A 19,605-nucleotide genomic window follows, 5' to 3' on the forward strand; every position below is an offset into this window, starting at 1 on the left:
CTGGGAGGTGTTCGATGCAGGCACGAAACGCGCGGTGGTGGATGCTGGCGCTGTTGCTGATCACGGCGGGTGCCGTGCAGGCGCAGACCTTTCGTCTGTACCTGGCGCCGGACGGCGACGACACCGCGGCCGGGACCAGCGCGGCGACCGCGCTGCAGACCCTGGCCACGGCGCAACAGCGGCTGCAGGCGAAGTCGCCGCAGACGGAAGTGGAGATCGTGGTCGCGCCCGGCACCTATGTCGGCCAGTCGGTCCGCTGGACGTTCCGCAACGGCGCGCCGTTGCGCATCGTCGCCGCGGCCGGCGCCGCGACGATGCCGCGCTTCGACGGCGCTGGCGGCGGCACCTGGTTCACCCTGCGCGGCGGCGGCAACCAGCGCACCCAGCTGCAGTTCGTCGGCCTGGAGGTCAGCGACTACTGGATGGCGATGGACCTGGGCAGCAGCAACGCGGCGGCCGATGGCAACAGCGGCAACGAGATCCGCGGCATGCGCTTCACCCGCATCGGCGGCATCCACGGCCAGGGCAGTCCGGCGTATTCGTACGCGGCGATCCGGCTGCAGAACTCCCGCGACAACCTGATCGTCGGCAACCAGTTCAACGCGATCGAGAACAGCAAGGAAACCTCCGGCTACATCCATGCGCTGTACCTGGCGCGGCATTCGACCGGCAATGTGGTGAAGGACAACACCTTCACCGACGTCAACGGCGACGTGGTGCGCACCCGCGATGCGTCCGACGCCACCGAGGTGCGCGGCAACCGCTTCGTGCGCGCCGGCAAGTACGCCGCGTTCTCCGACTGGTTCGACCTGGACCAGGGCGAATGCCCGTCGCAGGGCGGGCGCTTCATCGACAACACGGTCGGCGCCGGTTACTACGGCGCGATTCCGGCCACCGCCACCACCGGCGCCGACGACGCCTGCGGCGCGCTCAGCACGCCGCGCATCGCCGAGAGCGGCACGATTCGCGAGTGAGATGAGCAGCGCGGGCCTTCGTGTCTGTGCTGGACGCTTGCGGGACAGACTGTGGGAGCGACTTCAGTCGCGACGGGCTCTACCGGGAAAGCCTGTCGCGACTGAAGTCGCTCCCACAGGGACACCATCGAGTGACGTCGCCTGCATCGAATGCGCTTGCTCGATGTCAGCGGCAGCTGCACCACTGGCGCCGACGACGCCTGCGGCGCGCTCAGCACGCCGCGCATCTCCGAGAGCGGCACGATTCGCGAGTGAGGTTGGGCAGCGCGGCCTTCGTGTCTGTGCTGGACGCTTGCGGGACAGACTGTGCGAGCGACTTCAGTCGCGACGGGCTCTACCGGGAAAGCCTGTCGCGACTGAAGTCGCTCCCACAGGGACACCATCGAGTGACATCGCCTGCATCGAATGCGCTTGCTCGATGCCAGCGGCAGCTGCACCACCGGCGCCGATGATGCCTGCGGCGCGCTCAGCACGCCGCGCATCGCCGAGAGCGGCACCGTGCGCGATTGAGCGTGCCGCAGAGAGTGCGCACCACCCTGTAGGAGCGGCTTCAGCCGCGACGCACTCCAGTTAGTGCCTGTCGCGGCTGAAGCCGCTCTTACAGAAGAGCGCGAGGCGTTAACTTGCAGACGCCAGCGGCAGCTGCACCGCCACGCACAGTCCGCCTTCGTCGCGGTTCTGCAGCGACAGGCGGCCGCCGTGCGCCTCGATGATCTCGCGGGTCAGCGCCAGGCCCAGGCCGGTGCCGTTGCGCTTGGTCGAATAGAACGGCATCAGCGCGTTCTGCAGCACCGCCTCGTTCATGCCGCTGCCGCGGTCCAGCACCTCGATGCGCAGCCACTCCGGCCGGGTGGAGACGCGGATGCGCACGCTGTCGGCCGGCGGCAGGCCTTCGGGGCTGGATTCGTGCGCGTTCTTGACCAGGTTGAGCAAGGCCTGCTGCAGCTGCGCCGGATCGACCCGGCTGTGCAGGTCGGGCGCCTCCAGCTCCAGCGCGAACGGAATCTGCTGCTGCAATCCGCCGAGGAACTGCGCCCAGTGCACGGTCTGCAACTGCGGCTGCGGCAGCTTGGCGAAGCGCGCGTAGCCGCGGATGAAGCCTTCCAGGTGCCGCGCGCGCTCCTCGATGGTGCCGAAGACTTCCTCCAGCCGCTCCACCTTCTGCCGCCGCACCAGTTCGGCGCCCGAATGGGCCAGCGAGGCGATCGGCGCCAGCGAATTGTTCAATTCGTGGCTGATGACCCGGATCACCTTCTTCCAGGTATGCACTTCCTGGCGGCGCAGTTCGGCGGTGAGCAGTCGGATCAGCAGCAGTTCGTGCGGGCGGCCGTTGAGGCGGAAGCGGCGCCGCGACAGATGGTAGACCTGCTCCTCTTCCGGATCCTCGTCGTCGTCGATGGTGAACAGGCTGTCGCCGCCGCGCGCCACGGCCTCGCGCAGCGCCGGCGGCATGCCCAGCAGCAGGTCGTCCAGGCGCTGGCCTTCCAGTTTCCAGCCGCCGTGCAGCAGCTTGCGCGCGGCCAGGTTGGAGAACACCACGCGGCGCAGGCCGTCGCCGCCGTTGGAGGTCAGCAGCATCGCCACCGGCGTGTTCTGCACCATGGTGTCGAGCATCAGTTCGCGTTGCGCCAGGCCCTGGCGTTGCTCGCGCAGGATCTCGCCCAGCTGCCGGTGCGCGGCGACCATCTCGCCCAGTTCGTCGTCGCCGCGCCAGTGCACGCCGAAGTTGTATTCGCCGTCGCGGTAGCTGCTGACGGTGCCGGCCAGGGCGCGGAACAGCGAGCGCATCGGCGCGGTGGCGCGGCGCAGCGTCCACCACATCAGCGCCAACAGCAGCAGCGCCGACAGCGTCACCACTTCCCAGCCACGGTCCATCCAGTACGCCAGCAGCCACGGCGTCGCCGCGGCCAGCGCCAGCACCGGCAGCAGGCGCAGGAACAGGCCGGCGGTGAAGGAGCGGCGCAATTTCATTCGCGCGGGATTCCGTAGCGGTCCATGCGCCGGTACAGCGCCTGCCGGCTCATGCCCAGTTCGTTCGCGGCTTGGGCGATGACGCCGTTGGCGCGGCCCAGCACCGCGACGATGCGCTCGCGGTCCGGCTCGGCGCCGGCGGCGGGGCGCTGCGGCGCCGGCTTGGGCAGGTTGAGGTCGGCGGCGTCGATCTGGCGGCCGCCGGCCAGCAGCTCGGCACGCTGGATCACGTTGCGCAGCTCGCGCACGTTGCCTGGCCAGGCATGCCGCTGCAGCGCCTGCGCCGCGCCGGCCGACAGCGGCTTGGCGCCGGACAGGAAGTGCTCGGCCAGCGGCAGGATGTCGCCGGGGCGGTCGGCCAGCGCCGGCAGCGACAGCTCCACCGCGTTGAGCCGGTAGTACAGATCCTCGCGGAACGCGCCGTCGCGGATCATCGTGGTCAGGTCGGCGTTGGTGGCGCTGATCACCCGCACCTTGACCTGGCGCTCGCGGTTGGAACCCAGCCGTTCGAAGCGCCCGGTCTCCAGCACGCGCAGCAGTTTCATCTGCCCGGCCAGCGACAGGTTGCCGATCTCGTCCAGGAACAGGGTGCCGCCATCGGCGGCTTCGAACTTGCCTTCGCGGACCTTGTTGGCGCCGGTGTAGGCGCCGGCTTCGGCGCCGAACAGTTCGGCCTCGATCAGTTCGGCCGGAATCGCGCCGCAGTTCAGCGCCACGAACGGGCCCTGCCGCATCGGCGAATTGGCCTGGATGATCTCTGCGATCTTTTCCTTGCCGCTGCCGTTGGGGCCGGTGATCAGCACCGGCAGTTCCGAGCGCGCGACCTGGCAGGCCAGGGCGATGGCGCGCTCGCTGGCCGGGTCGGCGAACACTGCGCCGCGCAGTTCGTAGCGCTGCGCCAGCTGCTGGCGATGGCGGCGTTCGCCGTCGCGGCGCCGTTCCAGTTCGCGCCGCGCCTCGGACAGCTCCAGCAGGTTGTTGACCGTGGTCAGCAGCTTGCGGTCGTCCCAGGGCTTGGCCAGGTAGTCGGCGGCGCCGGCCTTGACCAGTTCCACCGCGCTGCTGAGCTGGGTCCAGGCGGTAAGCAGGATCACCGGCAGGTCCGGGTGGCGCGCGCGGATCGCATCGAACAGCGCCACGCCTTCCTCGCCCGAGGTGGTGTCGGCGGTGAAGTTCATGTCCTGCAGCACCAGATCGATGTCGCCCTCGGCCAGGCGCTGCAGTCCGGCGTCCGGGCTGTCCGCGTGCACCGTGTCGATGTCGTGCAGGGAGAACAGCACCTCGAGCGCGGTGGCGACGGCGGGGTTGTCGTCGATGATCAGGATGCAGGGCATCGGGAGCCTTGTCGGATGGCCGGGGCGGAACCGGCGGATGCGGGACGAGGCGGCATCATCGCAGCCCCGGCGTGGCTTGTCGTGTGCGTGATGGGCGGCAGGCAGCCGACCTGTGGCGCCGCGGGCAAGTGCGGTGTCGTCGCCGCGATCGCGCGCATCACCGGTACGCCGCAGGCGACAGCCGCGCGGCGCGTGCGGCCGGGCCGCGCATCGCCAGCCAGCCGCCACCGAGCAACAGCAGCGCGATGGCCAGCGGATACAGGGGCGGCGGCGACAGCGCCGAAAACTCGAGCAGGACGCGGCGCAGCAGCGCAGCGATGGCCACGCCCATGGCGATGCCCAGGCCGCACAGCAACAGGTTCTCGCGGCGCAGATGGGTACGGATCTGTGCCGCGCGCGCGCCAAGCGCGCGCCGCAGCGCGATCTGCCGGTAGCGCTGGCTCACCATCGCCTCGCTGATGGCGTAGACCGTCGCGAGCGTGCCGAACAGCCACAGCGCCGCGCCCGCGGCGAGCAGCATCAGCCGATGGCGATGCAGGCGCAGTCGCTGCAGGCGCAGCTCGCCGGCGCTGCTCAGTTCGTGCAGCCGCCCCGGCGCGATCCGCTCCGCGTCTGCCGCCAGCCGCGCGCGGACCCGGGCCGGGTCGCCGGGCGCGACCCGCAGCACGTACAGCGCGTTGCTGCGATCGTGCAGGCGCAACGGCAGGATGGCGCTGTCCTCGCCGCCCTCGCCAGGCGTGCGCAGCTGCTCGACGATGCCGATCACCCGCGCCGGCGGTTTGCCGCCCAGATGCACCATCTGTCCGAGCGCGTCGCCATTCGGGAACAGCCGAGCCGCCAGCGGCCGGGTCAGGATCACCCGCTGCGCGAGGTTCAGCGCAGAGGGCGATGCGAGATCGCGATACTCGTCGCTGCTGAAGTCGCGACCGCGCTGCAGGCGCAGGCCCAGCGCCGCCAGCAGTCCGGGATCGCCGAGGTAGGTGCTGGCCTGGAACTGCCCGCCAGCACCGTCGGCACGTGGTCCCATCAGGGTGTCCCAGCGCTCGGGCCCGAACGGCAACTGGTTGATTGCCGCGACGTGCAACACGCCGGGCACGGCGCGCAAGGCCGCCGCCTCGCGCTGCGCCGCCGCGGCGGATACCCGGCCGCCGAGTCGCAGCGTCAGCAGATGCGCGTCGTCGTCAATGCCGCTGGTCGCCTGCATGCGCGCATGCGCCTGGTTGGCCAGCGTGCCCAGGGCGAGCAGCACCGGGTAGCTGATCGCCATCTGCAGCACGATCAGCGTCGCCAGCAGCGTGTGCCGGCGCAGCGAGACCAGGAAGCGATCCATGGCCAGCGTCGTCCGTCACGCACTGCGCGTGGCGACCGCCGGCGGCACGCGGGTGGCGCGCCGCGCCGGGCCGAGCACCGCGAGCTGGCCGAGCAGCCACAGCGCCAGCGCGCCGACCGGCAGGTACCACAGCGGCAGCCGTTCCAGTTCGTAGGCGCTCATCAGGTACAGGTTGGCGGCGTAGGCGAGCAACATGCCCAGCACGATGCCGACGCTGGCGAGCAGGAAATTCTCCAGCTGGAAGTAGCGCAGCACCTGGCCGCGGGTGGCGCCGAGCGCGCGGCGCACGCCGATCTGCTTGGTGCGCTGCTGCACCCAGAAACTGGCCAGGCCGACGATGCCCAGCGCGGTGATCAGCAGCAACATCACGCACACGCCGGCCAGCAGCCAGGCCATCGCACGGTCGTTGCGGTAGTAGGTCGCGCGCGCCTGCTCCAGCGAGACGCTGCTCTTGTCGCGGATCATGCGCCGCGGGCCGTGCGCCAGCAGCAGCTTGCGCGCCTGCCGCTGCACCGCCTCGCGCTGCGCCGGATCGTCCACGCGCAGCACGTAGGTGCCGCGGGTGTAGGCCATGTTCACCGGGAACAGCATGGTGCTCTCGTAGTCGGTGGCCGAGCCGTAGTCGCGCGGCTGGACCAGGCGCTCGACCACGCCCACCACCCGCTGCTGGCCGTACACGTAGATCGATTTGCCGATCGCCGATTGTCCGGGGAACAGGCGCTGGGCCAGGGCTTGGCTCAGGATCACCGAGGGAACGACGGCATCGTCGTTGGGGTCCATCAAGCGCGCGTGGTCGAGGAATTCGTCGGCGTTGAAGCCGCGGCCGGCGACCAGCTTCAGCCCCAGCGTGTCCAGCAGCTGCGCATCGCCGAAGTAGTTGGTGGCGCTCAGGGTGGCGCGTTGCTGGTCCGGGCCGAGCGAGATGCCGCTGGCGCCGATCGAGCTGCCGAACAACGGCTGGTTGATGACGCTGGCATTGCGCACGCCGGGAATGCGCCGCAGCGCATCCAGGTCCTCGCGGGTGAGCGCGGCGGCATCGCCGCTGCCGAGCACGCTGCCGACCTTGACGTAGACCAGGTGCGCTTCCGCCACGCCGGTCGGGCGCTGCATGTTGTGCAGGCGCGTGCCGATCAGGAACAGCGCATTGCATACCACGGCGCAGCTGAAGGCGATCTCCAGCACGATGAGCAGTGCGGCGATCTTGTGCTTGCGCAGGCTGGAGAGGATGGGGCGGATAGGCACGGGGGCGTTCCTGGCAGGAAGGGGGACGCGTAGCGCGTCACTGCGACTTGAGTTGCATGGCGGTCTGCACGCGCATGGCCTGCCATGCAGGCAATGCGCCGGCCAGCAGGCTGCTTCCCAACGTCAACGCCAGTGCGACGAACAGCATGCTGCCGTCCATGTGCGCCAGTGCGGCATAGTCGGCCGGTTGCCGGCGCACCAGCCACAGGCCGAGCCAGGCCAGCAGCAGGCCGGCCATGCCGCCCGCCGCGCCGATCATTGCCGCTTCCACCAGGTGCTGGGCGAAGATCGCCCGGCGCGATGCGCCGAGCGCCCGCCGCACCCCGATCTCGCCGCCCTGGCGCAGGAATTTGGCCAGCATCAGGCCGACGGTGTTGAGCAGGCAGATGCCCAGGAACACCAGCGCCAGCCACAGTTGCAGGCGCACGTCGGCCGGTACCGCATGGTTGCGGTCCAGCCATGCCATCACGTCGCTCAGGCGCACGTCGGCGGGGTGGGTGAAGCGGCCGCCATCGTGTTGCTGGCGCGCGTAGCCGTCCAGGTAATCGCGGTAGGCGGCGCGCTTGCCGGCGTCGGCGAGTTCCACCCAGTACTGGATCCACGTGCAGGGCGCGTTCTCGCTGTCTTGGCCATCGCCGCTGCTGCCCCAGCACTCCATGGTGCCGCTCGCTCCCATCTGCAGGTCGCGCGAGGTCGAGAACGGGACGAAGATGTCCTCGCTGTCGCCGTATTCGGTGTTGGTCAGGTCGTAGAAGCGCGGGTTCATGCTCCAGTCCTCGGTAACGCCGACGACGCGCAGCATGTTTTCGCCGACCTGCAGGTCGCGCCCGGTGCTGTCCACGTCGCCGAACAATTGCTCGTTGAGCTTGCGCGAGAGCACCGCCACGCGCGCGCGCCGCGTGTCGTCCTCGGCGGTCCAGGCGTGGCCGTAGCGCATCGGGACCGCGAACATCGGGAAGAAGTCGGACGAGGTGAAGCGTGCTTCGACGTGGGACGGCGTCTGTTCGGCCTTGACCGGCACCACGTTCACGCCGCCGGCGGACATCATCGCCTGGCGATCGCCGCGCTTGTCGCGCAACAGCGCTTCGGCGTCGCGGCGGGTCAGCTGCAGCGGCTCCTCGCCGGCCGGCTCGTACTTGTCGTCCGGATAGACGTTCATCTCCACGTAGAAAAGTTGCGCGCTCTTGCCCGGGATCGGATCGGCGGCCAGCACGTGGAACACGGTCAGCGTGGTCATCGAGGCGCCGATGCCGACCGCGATGGCGAGCACCATCAACGCGGTCAGCAACCGGTTGCGACGAAAGCTGTGCAGCGCCAGTTTGCAGTAGTAGCCGAACATCGGGAGTCCTGAAAAAAAGGGCCGGCATGACGCCGGCCAAGGGGACACGTCAAGCGCTGCGCGTGGCGACGGCCGGCGGCACCGCCGCGGCGCGCCGCGCCGGTGCGAACACCGCGATCTGGCCGAGCAGCCACAGGGTCAGCGCGCCGAACGGCAGGTAGTACAGCGGCAGCCGCGGCAGTTCGTACTTGCCCATCAGCCACTGGTTGATCGCGTACGCCAGCAGCATGCCGAGCACGATGCCGGTGCTGGCCAGCAGGAAGTTCTCGGTCTGGAAGTAGCGCAGGATCTGCCCGCGGGTGGCGCCGAGCGCGCGGCGGATGCCGATCTGCTTGGTGCGCTGCTGCACCCAGAAGCTGGCCAGGCCGACGATGCCCAGCGCGGTCACGATCAGCAGCGCGATGCACACCGCGCCGAGCAACCACACCATCGCGCGGTCGCCCTGGAAGTATTCGTCGCGTATCTCGGCATAGGTCTGCTGTTTCAGCACCAGGCGGCTGTTGTCCACCTTCATCAGCGCCGCGGTCGCCGAGGCCAGCACTTCCTGGCGCCGCGCCGGATCGGTGACGCGCAGCACGTACAGGCCATCGGTGTAGCTCAGGCGCAGCGGCAGCAGCATCGCGTAGTCGATTTCGGCCAGGCCGTTGCCCGCGTTCGGCCGCGCCAGCGTCTCGACGATGCCGACGACGCGTGCGGCCACTGGCCCGGTATAGACGGTCTTGCCCAGGGCGTTCTGCCCGGGGAACATCTTTTCCGCGGTGGCGCGATTGAGAATGATGGCGGTGCCCTTCTTCTGCACTTCCTTGTCGGTTTGTGCGGTTTCCAGATCCAGGTATTCGTCGGGCGTGAAATCGCGCCCTGCCGCCAGCCGCAGGCCCAGGGTCTGCAGCGTGCCTTCCTCGGCCATGTACTGCGCGGCATTGAGGGTGGACCGCTCCTGGTCCGGGGTCAGCGACAGGCTGGTGTTCCAGGAGTAACGGACGAACGGCACCTGGTTGAGCACGGTCGCGTTGCGCACGCCCGGCACCGCGCGCAACGCGGCCAGGTCCTCGCGGGTGCGCGCGGCGGCGTTGACCTGCTGGCCGATGCCGCCCAGCGAGACCGTCACCAGTTCCGATTCGGCGATGCCGCTGGGCCGGTGCAGGGTTTCTATGCGGTTGCCGATCAGGAACAGCGCGTTGCACACGATCGCGCAGGCCAGCGCGATCTCAAGCACGATCAGCGCGGCGGCGGTCTTGTGCCGGCGCAGGGTGGAGAGGATGGGGCGGATGTCCATGGCGATAACCTTGTGAGGGACCTTCGTTGGCGGTCTGCCCGCCGCCGTGCGGCGGGCGTGGTGGTCAGGACGATTTGAGCTGCAGTGCCGGCGCGACCTGAATCGCACGCCAGGAGGGCAGCAGGCCCGCCAGCAGGCTGGCGACCAGGGCCAGGGCGAAGGTCAGTGCCAGCATCGTGGGATCCAGATGAGCCAGCTTGGCGTAGCCGGTGGGCTGCTGGCGGACCGCCCATAGCCCGAGCACGGCCAGGCCGAGTCCGGCGATGCCGCCGGCCAAGCCGATGGTGCCGGCCTCCACCAGGCACTGCGCGAAGATCGCGCGGCGCGAGGCGCCCAGCGCGCGGCGCACGCCGATTTCGCCGCTGCGGCGCAGGAACTTCGCCAGCAGCAGGCCGACGGTGTTGAGCAGGCACACCAGCAGGAAGCCCATCGCCAGCCACAGCTGCAGGCGCACGTCGCCCGGCACCACTTCGTTGTGGTCCAGCCACTGCATCACGTTGCGCAGGCGCACATTGTTCGGCCGCTCGAAGCGGCCGGCGGCACGCTGCTGGTTGGAATAGTTCTCCAGGTAGGCCTTGTAGTCGGCGACCTGCGTCCGATTTTCCAGTTCCGCCCAATACTGGACCCAGATGCAGGGGGCGTTGAGTCCAGTCGGCTCGCCATTGCTGTCGCCGAAGCAGTTCATGCTGCCGTTGCGGTCCATCTTCAGGTCCATCGCCACCGAGAACGGCAGGTAGACCTGCTCGTCCGAGCCATAGGTGTTGGTGATGTCGTAGAAGCGCGGATTGGGGTCCCACGTATCCAGCACGCCGACGATGCGGAAGGTGTTCTGGTCCATGCGCAGTTCGCGGCCGACGCTGTCGGCGCCGTTGTACAGCTTCTCGTTGAGCTTCTTGCTGATGACCGCCACGCGCTCGTGGCGCTCGTCTTCCGTGCCGGTCCAGCCGCGGCCGTACAGGAACGGCGTATCGAACATCGGGAAGAAGTCCGCCGAGGTGAAGCGCACTTCCGACTTGAACGGTTTCAGGCCGCTCTTGAGCGGTTCGATCGCCGCCCCGCCTCCGCTCATCATCGCCTGCCGCTTCGCCCGCTTTTCGCGCAGCAGCGCTTCGGCGTCGAAGCGCGTGATCTGGAAGTCCGGCTCCTCGCCGGGCTGGTAGCCGGCCTTGGGCCGAGGATCCACCTGCACGTAGAACAGCCGATCGCTCTTCTGCGGGATCGGGTCGCCGGAGAGCACGTAGAACACGGTCAGCGTGGTCATGCTGGCGCCGATGCCCAGCGCGATGGCCAGCACCATCAGGGCGGTGAGGATCTTGTTGCGGCGGAAGCTGTGCAAGGCGAGGCGGAAGTAGTAGCCGAACATGGGTGGCTCCGGGCGGGCGCTGCGGGTGGCGACGATGGGTGGGATGGCGATGGCGCGCAGCGCCGGGCCGGGTGGGTTCGCTCAGCGCGCGACGTTGGGGATGGTGCCGATCGCCGCATGCGCCAGCACCGGTTCGCGCTGCAGGTCGGTGGCCTGGCCATCGACGATGTGCACGTTGCGCTGCGCGCGCGCGGCCAGTTCCGGGTCGTGGGTGACCATGACGATGGTCGAGCCCTGCGCGTTGATCTCTTCCAGCAGTTCCATCACCCCGCGCGCCATCTGCGAGTCCAGGTTGCCGGTCGGTTCGTCGGCCAGCAGCAGGCGCGGGCTGCCGGCCAGCGCGCGCGCGATCGCCGCACGCTGTTGCTGGCCGCCGGACAGTTCGGACGGGTAGTGCTTCATCCGCGAGCCGAGCCCGACCCGGCCCAGCGCGTCCTCGATGCGCTGCTTGCGTTCGGCTGCGGCCATGCCGCGGTAGCGCAGCGGCACATCGACGTTGTCGAACAGGTTGAGGTCGGGGATCAGGTTGAAGCCCTGGAAGATGAAACCGATCTTCTGGTTGCGCATGCGCGAGCGCGCGTCGTCGTTGAGGTTGCTGACGTCCTGCCCATCGAGCACGTACTGGCCGCTGGTGAAGGTCTCCAGCAGCCCGGCGATGTTGAGGAAGGTGGTCTTGCCGGAGCCGGACGGCCCGGTGACGGCGACGAATTCGCCTTCGCGCACATGCAGGTCCAGCGAGCGCAACGCGTGCGTTTCGACCTGTTCGGTGCGGAAGACCTTGGAGACGGAGCGCATTTCGAGCATGAGGTGGTTCCTTCGCTAGGAGTGATGTTGTGGTGCCGGGACTGGGGACTGGGGACTCGGGACTCGGGACTCGAAAAGCTCACGCTTCGTTACCCGTCTCCCCGCCGAAATTCAGTTGTTCTGCATCTTGCGTTTGCTTTTCCGAGTCCCCGGTCCCGAGTCCCGAGTCCCGGCTTCAATGCACCGTCACCTGCGGCGCCTCGCCGAACAGGTCGCTGCCGGAGACGACGACGCGGTCGCCGGGCTGCAGGCCCGAACGCACCTCGACCTCGCCCAGGCTGGTGACGCCCAGTTCCACCGGGCGGCGGATCGCCGCGCTGCCGTCCATCACGTAGGCGTAGCGGCCGCCGGATTGTTCGACGAACGGGCCGCGCTCGAGCTTGAGCACGTTCTTGCGGGTATCCAGCAGCACCCGCGCGCTCATGCGCTGGCTCTGGCGCAGGCCGGGCGGCTGCTTGTCGGTGAAGCGGATGCGCGCGTTGACCTCGCCGTTGACCACTTCCGGCGACACCGCCGAGATCGCACCGGCGAACGGTTCGCCGGCGCCGCTGGTCAGCTGCGCCGGCATGCCGATCGCCAGGTCGCGGGCGAAGCTTTCCGGCACCTTGATCTCCAGTTCGAACTTGGACAGATCCACCACGCTCAGCACCGGTGCGTTGGCGGCGACGTTGGTGTGCTGGGACACCTGCACCTGGCCGACCTGGCCGTCGAACGGCGAGCGCAGCGTCAGCAGCTCCACCTGCCGCTTCACCTCGGTCACCACCGCGCGCTGGCGCTCGGCCAGCAGGCGCTTGTTGCGCGCGTCCAGGCCGGCGCCTTGGGTCTGCAGGCCGGAATCCTTCTGCGCATGGCTCATCGCGATGTCGGCCTTCTTCAGCGAATCCTGCGCCTTGGCCAGTTCCACCGCCGGCACCGCACCGCCGTCGTAGCCGCGTTGGTAGCGTTCCAGGTCGCGGCTGGCGGCTTGCCGCTCGATCTGCGCCTGGTCGACCAGCTTGCTGGCGTTGGCGCGCGCCAGTACCGCATCCAGGTCGGCGCGACCGGCCTCGGCTTCCAGGCCGGCCAGCGTGGCCTCTTCCTGGGCGAGCTTGCTGCGCAGTTCGGGGCTGTCGATCTCGGCCAGCTCCTGGCCCTGCTTGACCACGTCGCCGGCGACCACCTTCAGGCTCACGGTGCCGCCGGAGATCGCGTAAAGGGTCGGGCTGTTGGCGGCGATCAGGCGCCCGTCGGCGGAGATGTCGCGGACCAGGTCGCCGCGGCTGACCGTGGCGATGCGCACGCGTTGCGCATCGAACGAGCGGCTGCCGGCGATCCAGCCGCGCGCGGCGAAGGCGATGCCGAGCAGCACCGCCAGGCCGACCAGCGCAGGCCAGAACCAGCGGCGCCAGGCGGCGGCGGAGCGGGGGCGGGCGAGAACCTGGTCCTGGGCGGAAGTGTCGCGAATCATCGGGTCGGGTCGGCGCAGTGGAGATGAACGAATTCAAAGCATGCTGCGTGCCAATCGCAAATGCTTGAAAGATAGTATTTTTATGTGGGACGGACGGCTGTCCGGGTGTCCGCGGACACGTTCGCGGACACCGTGTCCGGTGCGATCGAGCAGGCTGTGGCGCGATTAGAAGGCCAAGGCTGCTCAATAGGACCGCGCTTGGACAGGGCGTGGCCTGTTCCGGTCGCGCGGTGAGGTCCTGTGGGACATTCAGCGGACATCGCTAGAATGGCGATCTTTCGGCGAAGGGTGCGGCTATGTGCGGGATCGTGGGTGCGATTGCGGAGCGGGACGTGGTGCCGGTGCTGATCGAAGGCCTGAAGCGTCTGGAGTACCGCGGCTACGATTCCTCCGGCATCGCCGTGGTCGCCGGCGACCACGTACGCCGGGTGCGCCGCACCGGACGCGTGGCGGAGATGGAAAGCGCCGCGCTGGCCGAGGACGTCCACGCCACGCTGGGCATCGGCCATACCCGCTGGGCCACCCATGGCGGCGTCACCGAGGCCAACGCGCATCCGCACGTCAGCCATGGCGACTTGGCGCTGGTGCACAACGGCATCATCGAGAACCACGAGCAGCAGCGTGAGCGCCTGCGCGCGCTGGGCTACGTGTTCGAATCGCAGACCGATACCGAGGTCATCGCGCACCTGATCCACCACCACGCGTCGCAGGGGCTTTCGCTGCTGGCGGCGCTGCAGGCCGCGGTGAAGGAACTGACCGGCGCCTACGCGCTGGCCGCGGTCAGCAAGTCGCGCCCGGACGTGCTGGTCTGCGCGCGGATGGGTTGCCCGCTGCTGATCGGTCTGGGCGAGGGCGAGAACTTCATTGCCTCGGACGTGTCGGCGGTGATCCAGGCCACGCGCCGGGTGATCTTCCTGGAAGAGGGCGACACCGCCGAGCTGAGCCGCGCCGACGTGCAGGTGTACGACGCCGAGAACCGGCCGGTGCAGCGCGAAGTGCACATGTCCGAAGTGTCGCTGGCCTCGCTGGAGCTGGGCCCGTACCGCCACTTCATGCAGAAGGAAATCCACGAACAGCCGCGCGCGCTGGCCGACACGCTGGAAGCGCTGTTCGATGCCGGCGGTTTCGAGACGACGCTGTTCGGCCGCAACGCCGACGCGCTGCTGGCCGACATCGACGGCGTGCAGATCCTCGCCTGCGGCACCAGCTACTACGCCGGGCTGACCGCGCGTTACTGGATCGAGTCGATCGCCGGGCTGTCGTGCAGCGTGGAGATCGCCAGCGAGTACCGCTACCGCGCCGCCCACGCCAATCCGCGGCAGCTGATCGTCACCATCTCCCAGTCCGGCGAAACCCTGGACACGATGGAGGCGCTGAAATACGCCAAGTCGCTGGGCCATGCCAAGACCCTGTCGATCTGCAACGTGCCCGAGAGCGCGATCCCGCGCGCCAGCGCACTGGTGCTGTACACCCGCGCCGGCGCCGAGATCGGCGTGGCCTCGACCAAGGCCTTCACCACCCAGCTGGCGGCGCTTTTCCAGCTCACCTGCGTGCTGGCCAAGCTGCGCGGACGCCTGAGCGCCGCCCAGGAAACCGAATACCTGGAACAGCTGCGCTACCTGCCGGGCAGCGTGCAGCACGCGCTGAACCTGGAGCCGCAGATCGCGGTGTGGGCCGAGCGCTTCGCCGACAAGCACAACGCCTTGTTCCTTGGCCGCGGCCTGCATTACCCGATCGCGCTGGAAGGCGCGCTCAAGCTCAAGGAAATCACCTACATCCACGCCGAGGGCTACCCGGCCGGCGAACTCAAGCACGGCCCGCTGGCGCTGGTCGACGCGAGCATGCCGGTGGTGGTGATCGCGCCCAACGATGCGCTGCTGGAGAAGGTGAAGTCCAACATGCAGGAAGTGCGCGCGCGCGGCGGCGAGCTGTTCGTGTTCGCCGATCAGGACAGCCACTTCAGCGAATCCGAAGGCGTGCACGTGATCCGCACGCCGCGCAACGCCGGCCTGCTCAGTCCGGTCGTGCACACCATCCCGGTGCAGTTGCTCGCCTATCACACCGCGCTGGCGCGCGGCACCGACGTGGACAAGCCGCGCAACCTGGCCAAGTCGGTAACGGTGGAGTAGGTGCGACGTGTGTCGCTAGGCCGGCCTGCGTGCCTTCGCATGCCGGCTGGCGCAGCGCATGGATATCGCTGTTACATCGCTGGTTTCAGAAGTGCCGTGCGGCGCGGTCGATGCCGGCACGGTCGCGTCGGCGCGCTGCGGCACGACTGCCTCCGCGTAACCGATTCGGCTACCCGGCCACGCTGTTGAAGAACGCGACCAGGCCCTGGGGCGCATCGGCGTCGAAGAACATCGCGAGATTCTGCGCGGACTCTTCGGCAAAGGCCGCGCTGCGCGGGAACATCTCGCTTTCGTACGCGGCGAGCGCGGCTTCGATCGCGCCAGGATTGGCGACGATGGCCTTGCCAAGTTCGGCGCCGTCGTGGAGCGCCAGGTTGGCGCCTTCGCCGGCGAACGGCGACATCAGGTGCGCCGCATCGCCGAGCAATGTCACCCCGGGCGTGCGTTCCCAGCGGTGCCCGATCGGCAGCGCATGGATCGGGCGCAGCACGGGAGCGGTGTCGCCGTCGGTGATGAGTGCCGTCAGCGCAGGCGCCCAGCCGGCGAATTCTGCGGCGACGCGGGCCAGCGCGGTCGCCGGGTCGGCGAAGTTCAGGCGCGCGAACCACTCCTCCGGCCTGTTCAGCGACACGTAGGTCTGCAGCGTGCCATCGGCATGGCGGTGGGCGAGGATACCCTTGCCCGGCGCGACCGCCATCAGCGTGCCGCCGCCGATCGCCTGCGCGCTGGCCGGGTGGCGGATGTCGCCGTCGAACAGGCAGGTCTCGACGAACGAGGTGCCGGCGTAGGCGGGCACCGCGTGGGACAGCAGCGGGCGCACCCGCGACCAGGCGCCGTCCGCACCCACGAGCAGAGCGGTGGTCACTGTCGCACCGTCGGCCAAGCGCAGCAGGTGCCGCCCGCCGGGGAGCGGAGCCGCCATGGCCAGCTTGCGTCCCCAATGGATGGTGCCCGCGGGAAGCGAGTCGAGCAGGAGCCGGCGCAGGTTTCCGCGGTCCACCTCTGGCCTGCCGCCGCTGCCCATGTCGGGCCTGTCGATCAGGACGGTGCCTTGGCTGTCGACGACCCGCTTCGCATCCGCGCCGGGAAGCACGAGACCCAGGAACGCGTCGTAGAGACCCGCGGCCTTGAGCGCGCGCTGGCCGTTGTAGGTGTGGATATCGAGCAGGCCGCCTTGCGGGCGGGCATCCGCCGAGGCCTCGGCTTCGAAGATCGTCGCGGCGATGCCATGCACGTGCAGCACGCGGGCGAGCATGAGCCCGCCGAGTCCGGCGCCGATGATCGCGATGGGGGTGTGCATCTGAATCCTTGGTCGAGTGGGCGCGCCGGGGCGGGTGCGCGTACGTATGGAACGTCGTTCCACATATTGGAATGGCGTTCCATCCGTGTCAACATGGGGCATGGCCAAGACAATGCGCGGCACCCCGCGACGCGAGGAATCGCTCTCGCGCGAACAGATCGTGGACGCGTCGATCGCGCTGCTGGACAGCGGCGGCGAGGGCGGCCTGACCTTCCGCGCGCTGTCCGAACGGCTCGCCACCGGCCCCGGTGCGCTGTATTGGCACGTCGCCGACAAGCGCGATCTGCTGACCGCCGCCTGCGACGCCATCGTCGCGCGCACCTTGCACGCGCCCTCCGCCGACGCCACGCCGGAGGCGGCGATCCGCGCGCTGGCGCTGGGCATGTTCGACGCGATCGATGCGCATCCGTGGATGGGGTCGGCGCTCACCGGCGCACCCGGCGAGTTGCCGATCGTGCGCATCGTCGAACGCATCGGCCAGCAGGTGCGTGCGCTCGGCGTGCCGGACCACGAGCAGTGGGCGGCGGTCTCCGCGTTGTTGAGCTATGTGCTCGGCGTTGCCGGGCAGAACGCGGCCAACACGCAGCGCGCGCGCGTGCGCGGCATCGTCAGATCCGATTTCCTGGATGCGGTGGCGAATGCGTGGTCGCGGCTGGATGCGGACACGTACCCGTTCGTGCGCGGCATGGCCGTACAACTGCGCACGCATGACGACCGGGTGGATTTCCTGGCCGGCATCGACCTGATCCTGCATGGTCTGGCAGGGCGCGCGCAGGCGCAGCCGGCCGCCGTACCGGCCCGCAAGATCGCCACCAAGAAGAAGTAGCGGGGTCGGCGTCGCGTCACGGTGCCGGCATGGCGCGTGTAGCGGAGCGGTGCTGGTCAACATGCTGGCGCCATGTGACATTGTTTTGCGGTCGCGAGCCTCTTCGGTGCCGGATCGCCGCTGGTTGTCGGTGCATGTCGCACCGGTTCCACGCACGCATGTCGGTGATTGCCGCGTTGCGCGGCATCCGCGTAGCAGGCTTCCGTGGTTCGCCGCGCACCCACGCACGCCGGATTGGCAGCCGCCGCGGCCGGCTGCCAACGCAGTGGCCCAGCTTATGCATAAGCTTTCGCGAGGGTTCCCACCACGCAGGAGGACGTATGTACGAGTCTTTCAGACAGGGGGCGCCGGCCGAACTGTGGCAGGCGCTGGTGCACGAGGCAGGGCAGCGGCTGGGCCGTCCGCTGGACGAGTCGCGCGAGAGCTATCTGGTGTTCGTGCTGCTGCGCTACCAGGCCGACGGGCATCTGCTGTCGCGCACCCAGGCGCTGGCCTGGCTGCATGCGCAGGAGCAGGTCGGGCGCGCCCGCGCCGACGCGCTGCGCGAGGTCGGCGACGGATGCCTGCTGATCGCCGGGCTGTTTCCCGGCGTGGCCGCGCGGCGCCGGGTCAGCGTCGACTACTTCATCGACCTGGGCCGTGGCGCCTACTACGAGGTCGCCGAAACCCGCGCCAGCGATGCCGGATTGTTCGGGCAACTGGCGCGCAGCTATCAGGAACTGGTGCGCACGCTGGGCGCGTTGCGGCCGCCGCGCGAGTGGCGGATCGGGGAGGGCGGTTCGCTGCGCGCCTGAAGGGCGGCGCCACTGCTTGCCGCATAGGTAGCCTTGGCGGTTGAACCCCGCTCGGCATGGCGCTGCGCTCAATGGTGGTTTGCGGCGCGATGACAGCGATGCGAACGCCTGCGCTGATCCATGTGGGAGCGACTTCAGTCGCGACGGGCTTTACCGGTAATGCCCGTCGCGACTGAAGTCGCTCCCACAGTGGTGCTTTCTTGCAGTGTTTCGCTGACGTTGGGAGGGTGCCGAACCGGAATGCTCGCTCTGCAGCCTCAGAACCAGACCCGCACGCCCGCCACCACACGCGTGTCGCGTGCGGCCTCTCCCGCCTCGCGCCGATAGTCCGCGGTCGCACCGAAGGCGCGCTCGTGGACCACGCCGAGATACGGCGCAAAGCGGCGGCTGATCTCGTAGCGCAGGCGCAATCCGGCTTCCAGCGTGGACAGGCCGCTGCCGACGCCGTGTGCGCGATCGTCGGCGAACGCCGCCTCCGCTTCCAGCCGCGGCTGCAGGATCCAGCGATTGCTCAGCAGCACGTCGTATTCGCCTTCCAGGCGGGCGCTGGCGCTGCCGCCTTCGCCGACGTACAGCGTGGCGGCGACTTCGAACTTGTACGGCGCCATACCCTGCACGCCGAACGCGGCCGAGGTGCGCGCGTCGCCCGGGGCGAAATCCTGTTTGACTCCGACCAGCAGATCCCACCAGGGCGACACCGCGTGGCCATACAGCGCCTCCAGGTCCGCCGCTTCGGTGCGGCCGCCGCTGCGCTCGCCTTCGCTGCGCAGCCACAGCCGATCGATGTCGCCGCCATACCAGGCGCTGGCCTCCCAGGCCTGGCCGCCGCCGTGGTCGGCGTCCCAGCCTTCCAGTCGATCGAACAGCAGGTAGCCGGTGCGCGCCGAGCCGTGCTGCATGGTGTGTGCGCGCAGGGTCGGGAATGCCGCGGCGCGGTCGGCGTCGGTGAGCGGCGGGATCGGCTCGCGCGGCAGGGCCGCAGCGGGCGCACCCGTGCAGGTGCATGCCGCGGCTGGCGGCGTTGCAGCCGCCGCTGCGGCAGCGGCGTGCGGCCTCCGGGCGTGGTCGGCAGGGTCGTGCATGGCGTGATCGGCGTGCGGCGTGCTTGGCGTGCCGTGCTCCATCGTGGCGTGGTCCATGCCCATGTGCTGCATGCCCGCGGCGTTCGGCATGGCGTGGGCGCCATGCGCTGCGTGGTCCATGCCCACGTGCCGCACGCCGCCATCGCTCGCCGTCGGGGTGACCGGCGCAGCGTCGGTGTGTGCGACATGGTCCATCGCGGCATGGTCCATGCCGGCATGGGCCATCGCTGCGTCAGCGTTGCCGGCGGCAGCGGGCGGCGGCGGGGTGTGCATGAGTGTCCGGTCGTCGGGTGGCGGGCACTCGCACGATGCAGACGCAGGCGCAGCGGCGGCTGTGGGAGCGGCCGCGGCCGGGTCGGCATCGCTTGCAGTGGCATGCAGATGCTGGGCATGC

At 69.4% G+C, this 19,605-nt stretch carries 14 protein-coding genes and 1 pseudogene; 4 read left to right on the top strand and 11 right to left on the bottom strand.

Annotation, left to right across the window (positions count from 1 at the left end; translation table 11 throughout):
- The first annotated feature begins 14 nt into the window (after window positions 1-14).
- Window positions 15-974, top strand: a complete 960-nt coding sequence (locus tag NUG20_RS03710; protein ID WP_263397106.1) for a right-handed parallel beta-helix repeat-containing protein — start codon at window positions 15-17, stop codon at window positions 972-974.
- Window positions 975-1,592: 618 nt separating this feature from the next.
- Here the strand turns inward: NUG20_RS03710 and NUG20_RS03715 are convergent.
- The 9 genes and pseudogenes from NUG20_RS03715 to NUG20_RS03755 form a co-directional block, all read right to left on the bottom strand.
- Window positions 1,593-3,017 (bottom strand): annotated as a pseudogene (locus tag NUG20_RS03715) (HAMP domain-containing sensor histidine kinase); the annotation flags it as partial.
- A complete protein-coding gene (locus NUG20_RS03720) occupies window positions 2,942-4,279 on the bottom strand; it encodes a sigma-54-dependent transcriptional regulator (RefSeq protein ID WP_263397107.1) in 1,338 nt (445 codons plus the stop codon). The gene NUG20_RS03720 and the pseudogene NUG20_RS03715, both read right to left, overlap by 76 nt.
- Window positions 4,280-4,436: 157 nt before the next feature.
- Window positions 4,437-5,609 carry an ABC transporter permease gene (locus tag NUG20_RS03725; RefSeq protein WP_263397108.1) on the bottom strand — a complete coding sequence of 391 codons (1,173 nt, stop codon included), beginning with the start codon at window positions 5,607-5,609 and terminating at the stop codon, window positions 4,437-4,439.
- 15 nt (window positions 5,610-5,624) lie between these two features.
- Window positions 5,625-6,851 carry an ABC transporter permease gene (locus NUG20_RS03730; protein WP_263397109.1) on the bottom strand — a complete coding sequence of 409 codons (1,227 nt, stop codon included), beginning with the start codon at window positions 6,849-6,851 and terminating at the stop codon, window positions 5,625-5,627.
- Window positions 6,852-6,888: 37 nt separating this feature from the next.
- The gene (locus tag NUG20_RS03735; RefSeq protein WP_263397110.1) at window positions 6,889-8,190 is read right to left on the bottom strand and encodes an ABC transporter permease; all 1,302 of its coding nucleotides are present in this window, start codon (window positions 8,188-8,190) and stop codon (window positions 6,889-6,891) included.
- Window positions 8,191-8,239: 49 nt separating this feature from the next.
- Window positions 8,240-9,466, bottom strand: coding sequence for an ABC transporter permease (locus tag NUG20_RS03740; RefSeq protein WP_263397111.1), 1,227 nt, complete (start codon window positions 9,464-9,466; stop codon window positions 8,240-8,242).
- A gap of 64 nt (window positions 9,467-9,530) precedes the next feature.
- Complete coding sequence (locus NUG20_RS03745) at window positions 9,531-10,829, bottom strand: ABC transporter permease (protein WP_263397112.1); 1,299 nt, start codon at window positions 10,827-10,829, stop codon at window positions 9,531-9,533.
- An 81-nt stretch (window positions 10,830-10,910) separates the two neighbouring features.
- On the bottom strand, window positions 10,911-11,633 hold the full coding sequence (locus NUG20_RS03750; protein WP_263397113.1) for an ABC transporter ATP-binding protein: 723 nt from the start codon (window positions 11,631-11,633) through the stop codon (window positions 10,911-10,913).
- Between the two features lie 175 nt (window positions 11,634-11,808).
- Window positions 11,809-13,080 carry an efflux RND transporter periplasmic adaptor subunit gene (locus NUG20_RS03755; RefSeq protein WP_263397114.1) on the bottom strand — a complete coding sequence of 424 codons (1,272 nt, stop codon included), beginning with the start codon at window positions 13,078-13,080 and terminating at the stop codon, window positions 11,809-11,811.
- Window positions 13,081-13,376: 296 nt separating this feature from the next.
- Here NUG20_RS03755 and glmS point away from each other — a divergent pair, with 296 nt between their 5' ends.
- Entirely contained in the window at window positions 13,377-15,209 is a 1,833-nt protein-coding gene (glmS, locus tag NUG20_RS03760; RefSeq protein ID WP_263397115.1) for a glutamine--fructose-6-phosphate transaminase (isomerizing), read from the top strand.
- 169 nt (window positions 15,210-15,378) lie between these two features.
- On the opposite strand, the gene NUG20_RS03765 is transcribed toward glmS, so the two are convergent.
- Window positions 15,379-16,509, bottom strand: a complete 1,131-nt coding sequence (locus NUG20_RS03765; protein ID WP_263397116.1) for an FAD-dependent oxidoreductase — start codon at window positions 16,507-16,509, stop codon at window positions 15,379-15,381.
- Between the two features lie 100 nt (window positions 16,510-16,609).
- On the opposite strand from NUG20_RS03765, the gene NUG20_RS03770 reads away from it, so the two are divergent.
- Together NUG20_RS03770 and NUG20_RS03775 are read left to right on the top strand one after the other, a co-directional pair.
- Window positions 16,610-17,335 (top strand): TetR/AcrR family transcriptional regulator, encoded by a 726-nt coding sequence (locus NUG20_RS03770; protein WP_263397117.1) that lies wholly within the window; start codon window positions 16,610-16,612, stop codon window positions 17,333-17,335.
- 320 nt (window positions 17,336-17,655) lie between these two features.
- Complete coding sequence (locus NUG20_RS03775) at window positions 17,656-18,129, top strand: hypothetical protein (RefSeq protein WP_263397118.1); 474 nt, start codon at window positions 17,656-17,658, stop codon at window positions 18,127-18,129.
- Between the two features lie 257 nt (window positions 18,130-18,386).
- Here NUG20_RS03775 and NUG20_RS03780 read toward each other — a convergent pair whose 3' ends face one another.
- Window positions 18,387-19,301 carry a copper resistance protein B gene (locus NUG20_RS03780; RefSeq protein ID WP_317852741.1) on the bottom strand — a complete coding sequence of 305 codons (915 nt, stop codon included), beginning with the start codon at window positions 19,299-19,301 and terminating at the stop codon, window positions 18,387-18,389.
- Window positions 19,302-19,605: the final 304 nt, after the last annotated feature.

This window comes from Xanthomonas sp. CFBP 8443, assembly GCF_025666195.1.
Lineage (GTDB): Bacteria > Pseudomonadota > Gammaproteobacteria > Xanthomonadales > Xanthomonadaceae > Xanthomonas_A.

Excerpts from the sequence above, each read along its gene's own strand:
- NUG20_RS03710 (WP_263397106.1), top strand. The coding sequence starts at position 15 with ATGCAGGCACGAAACGCGCGGTGGTGGATGCTGGCGCTGTTGCTGATC.
- NUG20_RS03720 (WP_263397107.1), bottom strand. The coding sequence starts at position 4,279 with ATGCCCTGCATCCTGATCATCGACGACAACCCCGCCGTCGCCACCGCG.
- NUG20_RS03725 (WP_263397108.1), bottom strand. The coding sequence starts at position 5,609 with ATGGATCGCTTCCTGGTCTCGCTGCGCCGGCACACGCTGCTGGCGACG.
- NUG20_RS03735 (WP_263397110.1), bottom strand. The coding sequence starts at position 8,190 with ATGTTCGGCTACTACTGCAAACTGGCGCTGCACAGCTTTCGTCGCAAC.
- NUG20_RS03740 (WP_263397111.1), bottom strand. The coding sequence starts at position 9,466 with ATGGACATCCGCCCCATCCTCTCCACCCTGCGCCGGCACAAGACCGCC.
- NUG20_RS03745 (WP_263397112.1), bottom strand. The coding sequence starts at position 10,829 with ATGTTCGGCTACTACTTCCGCCTCGCCTTGCACAGCTTCCGCCGCAAC.
- NUG20_RS03750 (WP_263397113.1), bottom strand. The coding sequence starts at position 11,633 with ATGCTCGAAATGCGCTCCGTCTCCAAGGTCTTCCGCACCGAACAGGTC.
- NUG20_RS03755 (WP_263397114.1), bottom strand. The coding sequence starts at position 13,080 with ATGATTCGCGACACTTCCGCCCAGGACCAGGTTCTCGCCCGCCCCCGC.
- glmS (WP_263397115.1), top strand. The coding sequence starts at position 13,377 with ATGTGCGGGATCGTGGGTGCGATTGCGGAGCGGGACGTGGTGCCGGTG.
- NUG20_RS03765 (WP_263397116.1), bottom strand. The coding sequence starts at position 16,509 with ATGCACACCCCCATCGCGATCATCGGCGCCGGACTCGGCGGGCTCATG.
- NUG20_RS03770 (WP_263397117.1), top strand. The coding sequence starts at position 16,610 with ATGGCCAAGACAATGCGCGGCACCCCGCGACGCGAGGAATCGCTCTCG.
- NUG20_RS03775 (WP_263397118.1), top strand. The coding sequence starts at position 17,656 with ATGTACGAGTCTTTCAGACAGGGGGCGCCGGCCGAACTGTGGCAGGCG.
- NUG20_RS03780 (WP_317852741.1), bottom strand. The coding sequence starts at position 19,301 with ATGCCGAACGCCGCGGGCATGCAGCACATGGGCATGGACCACGCCACG.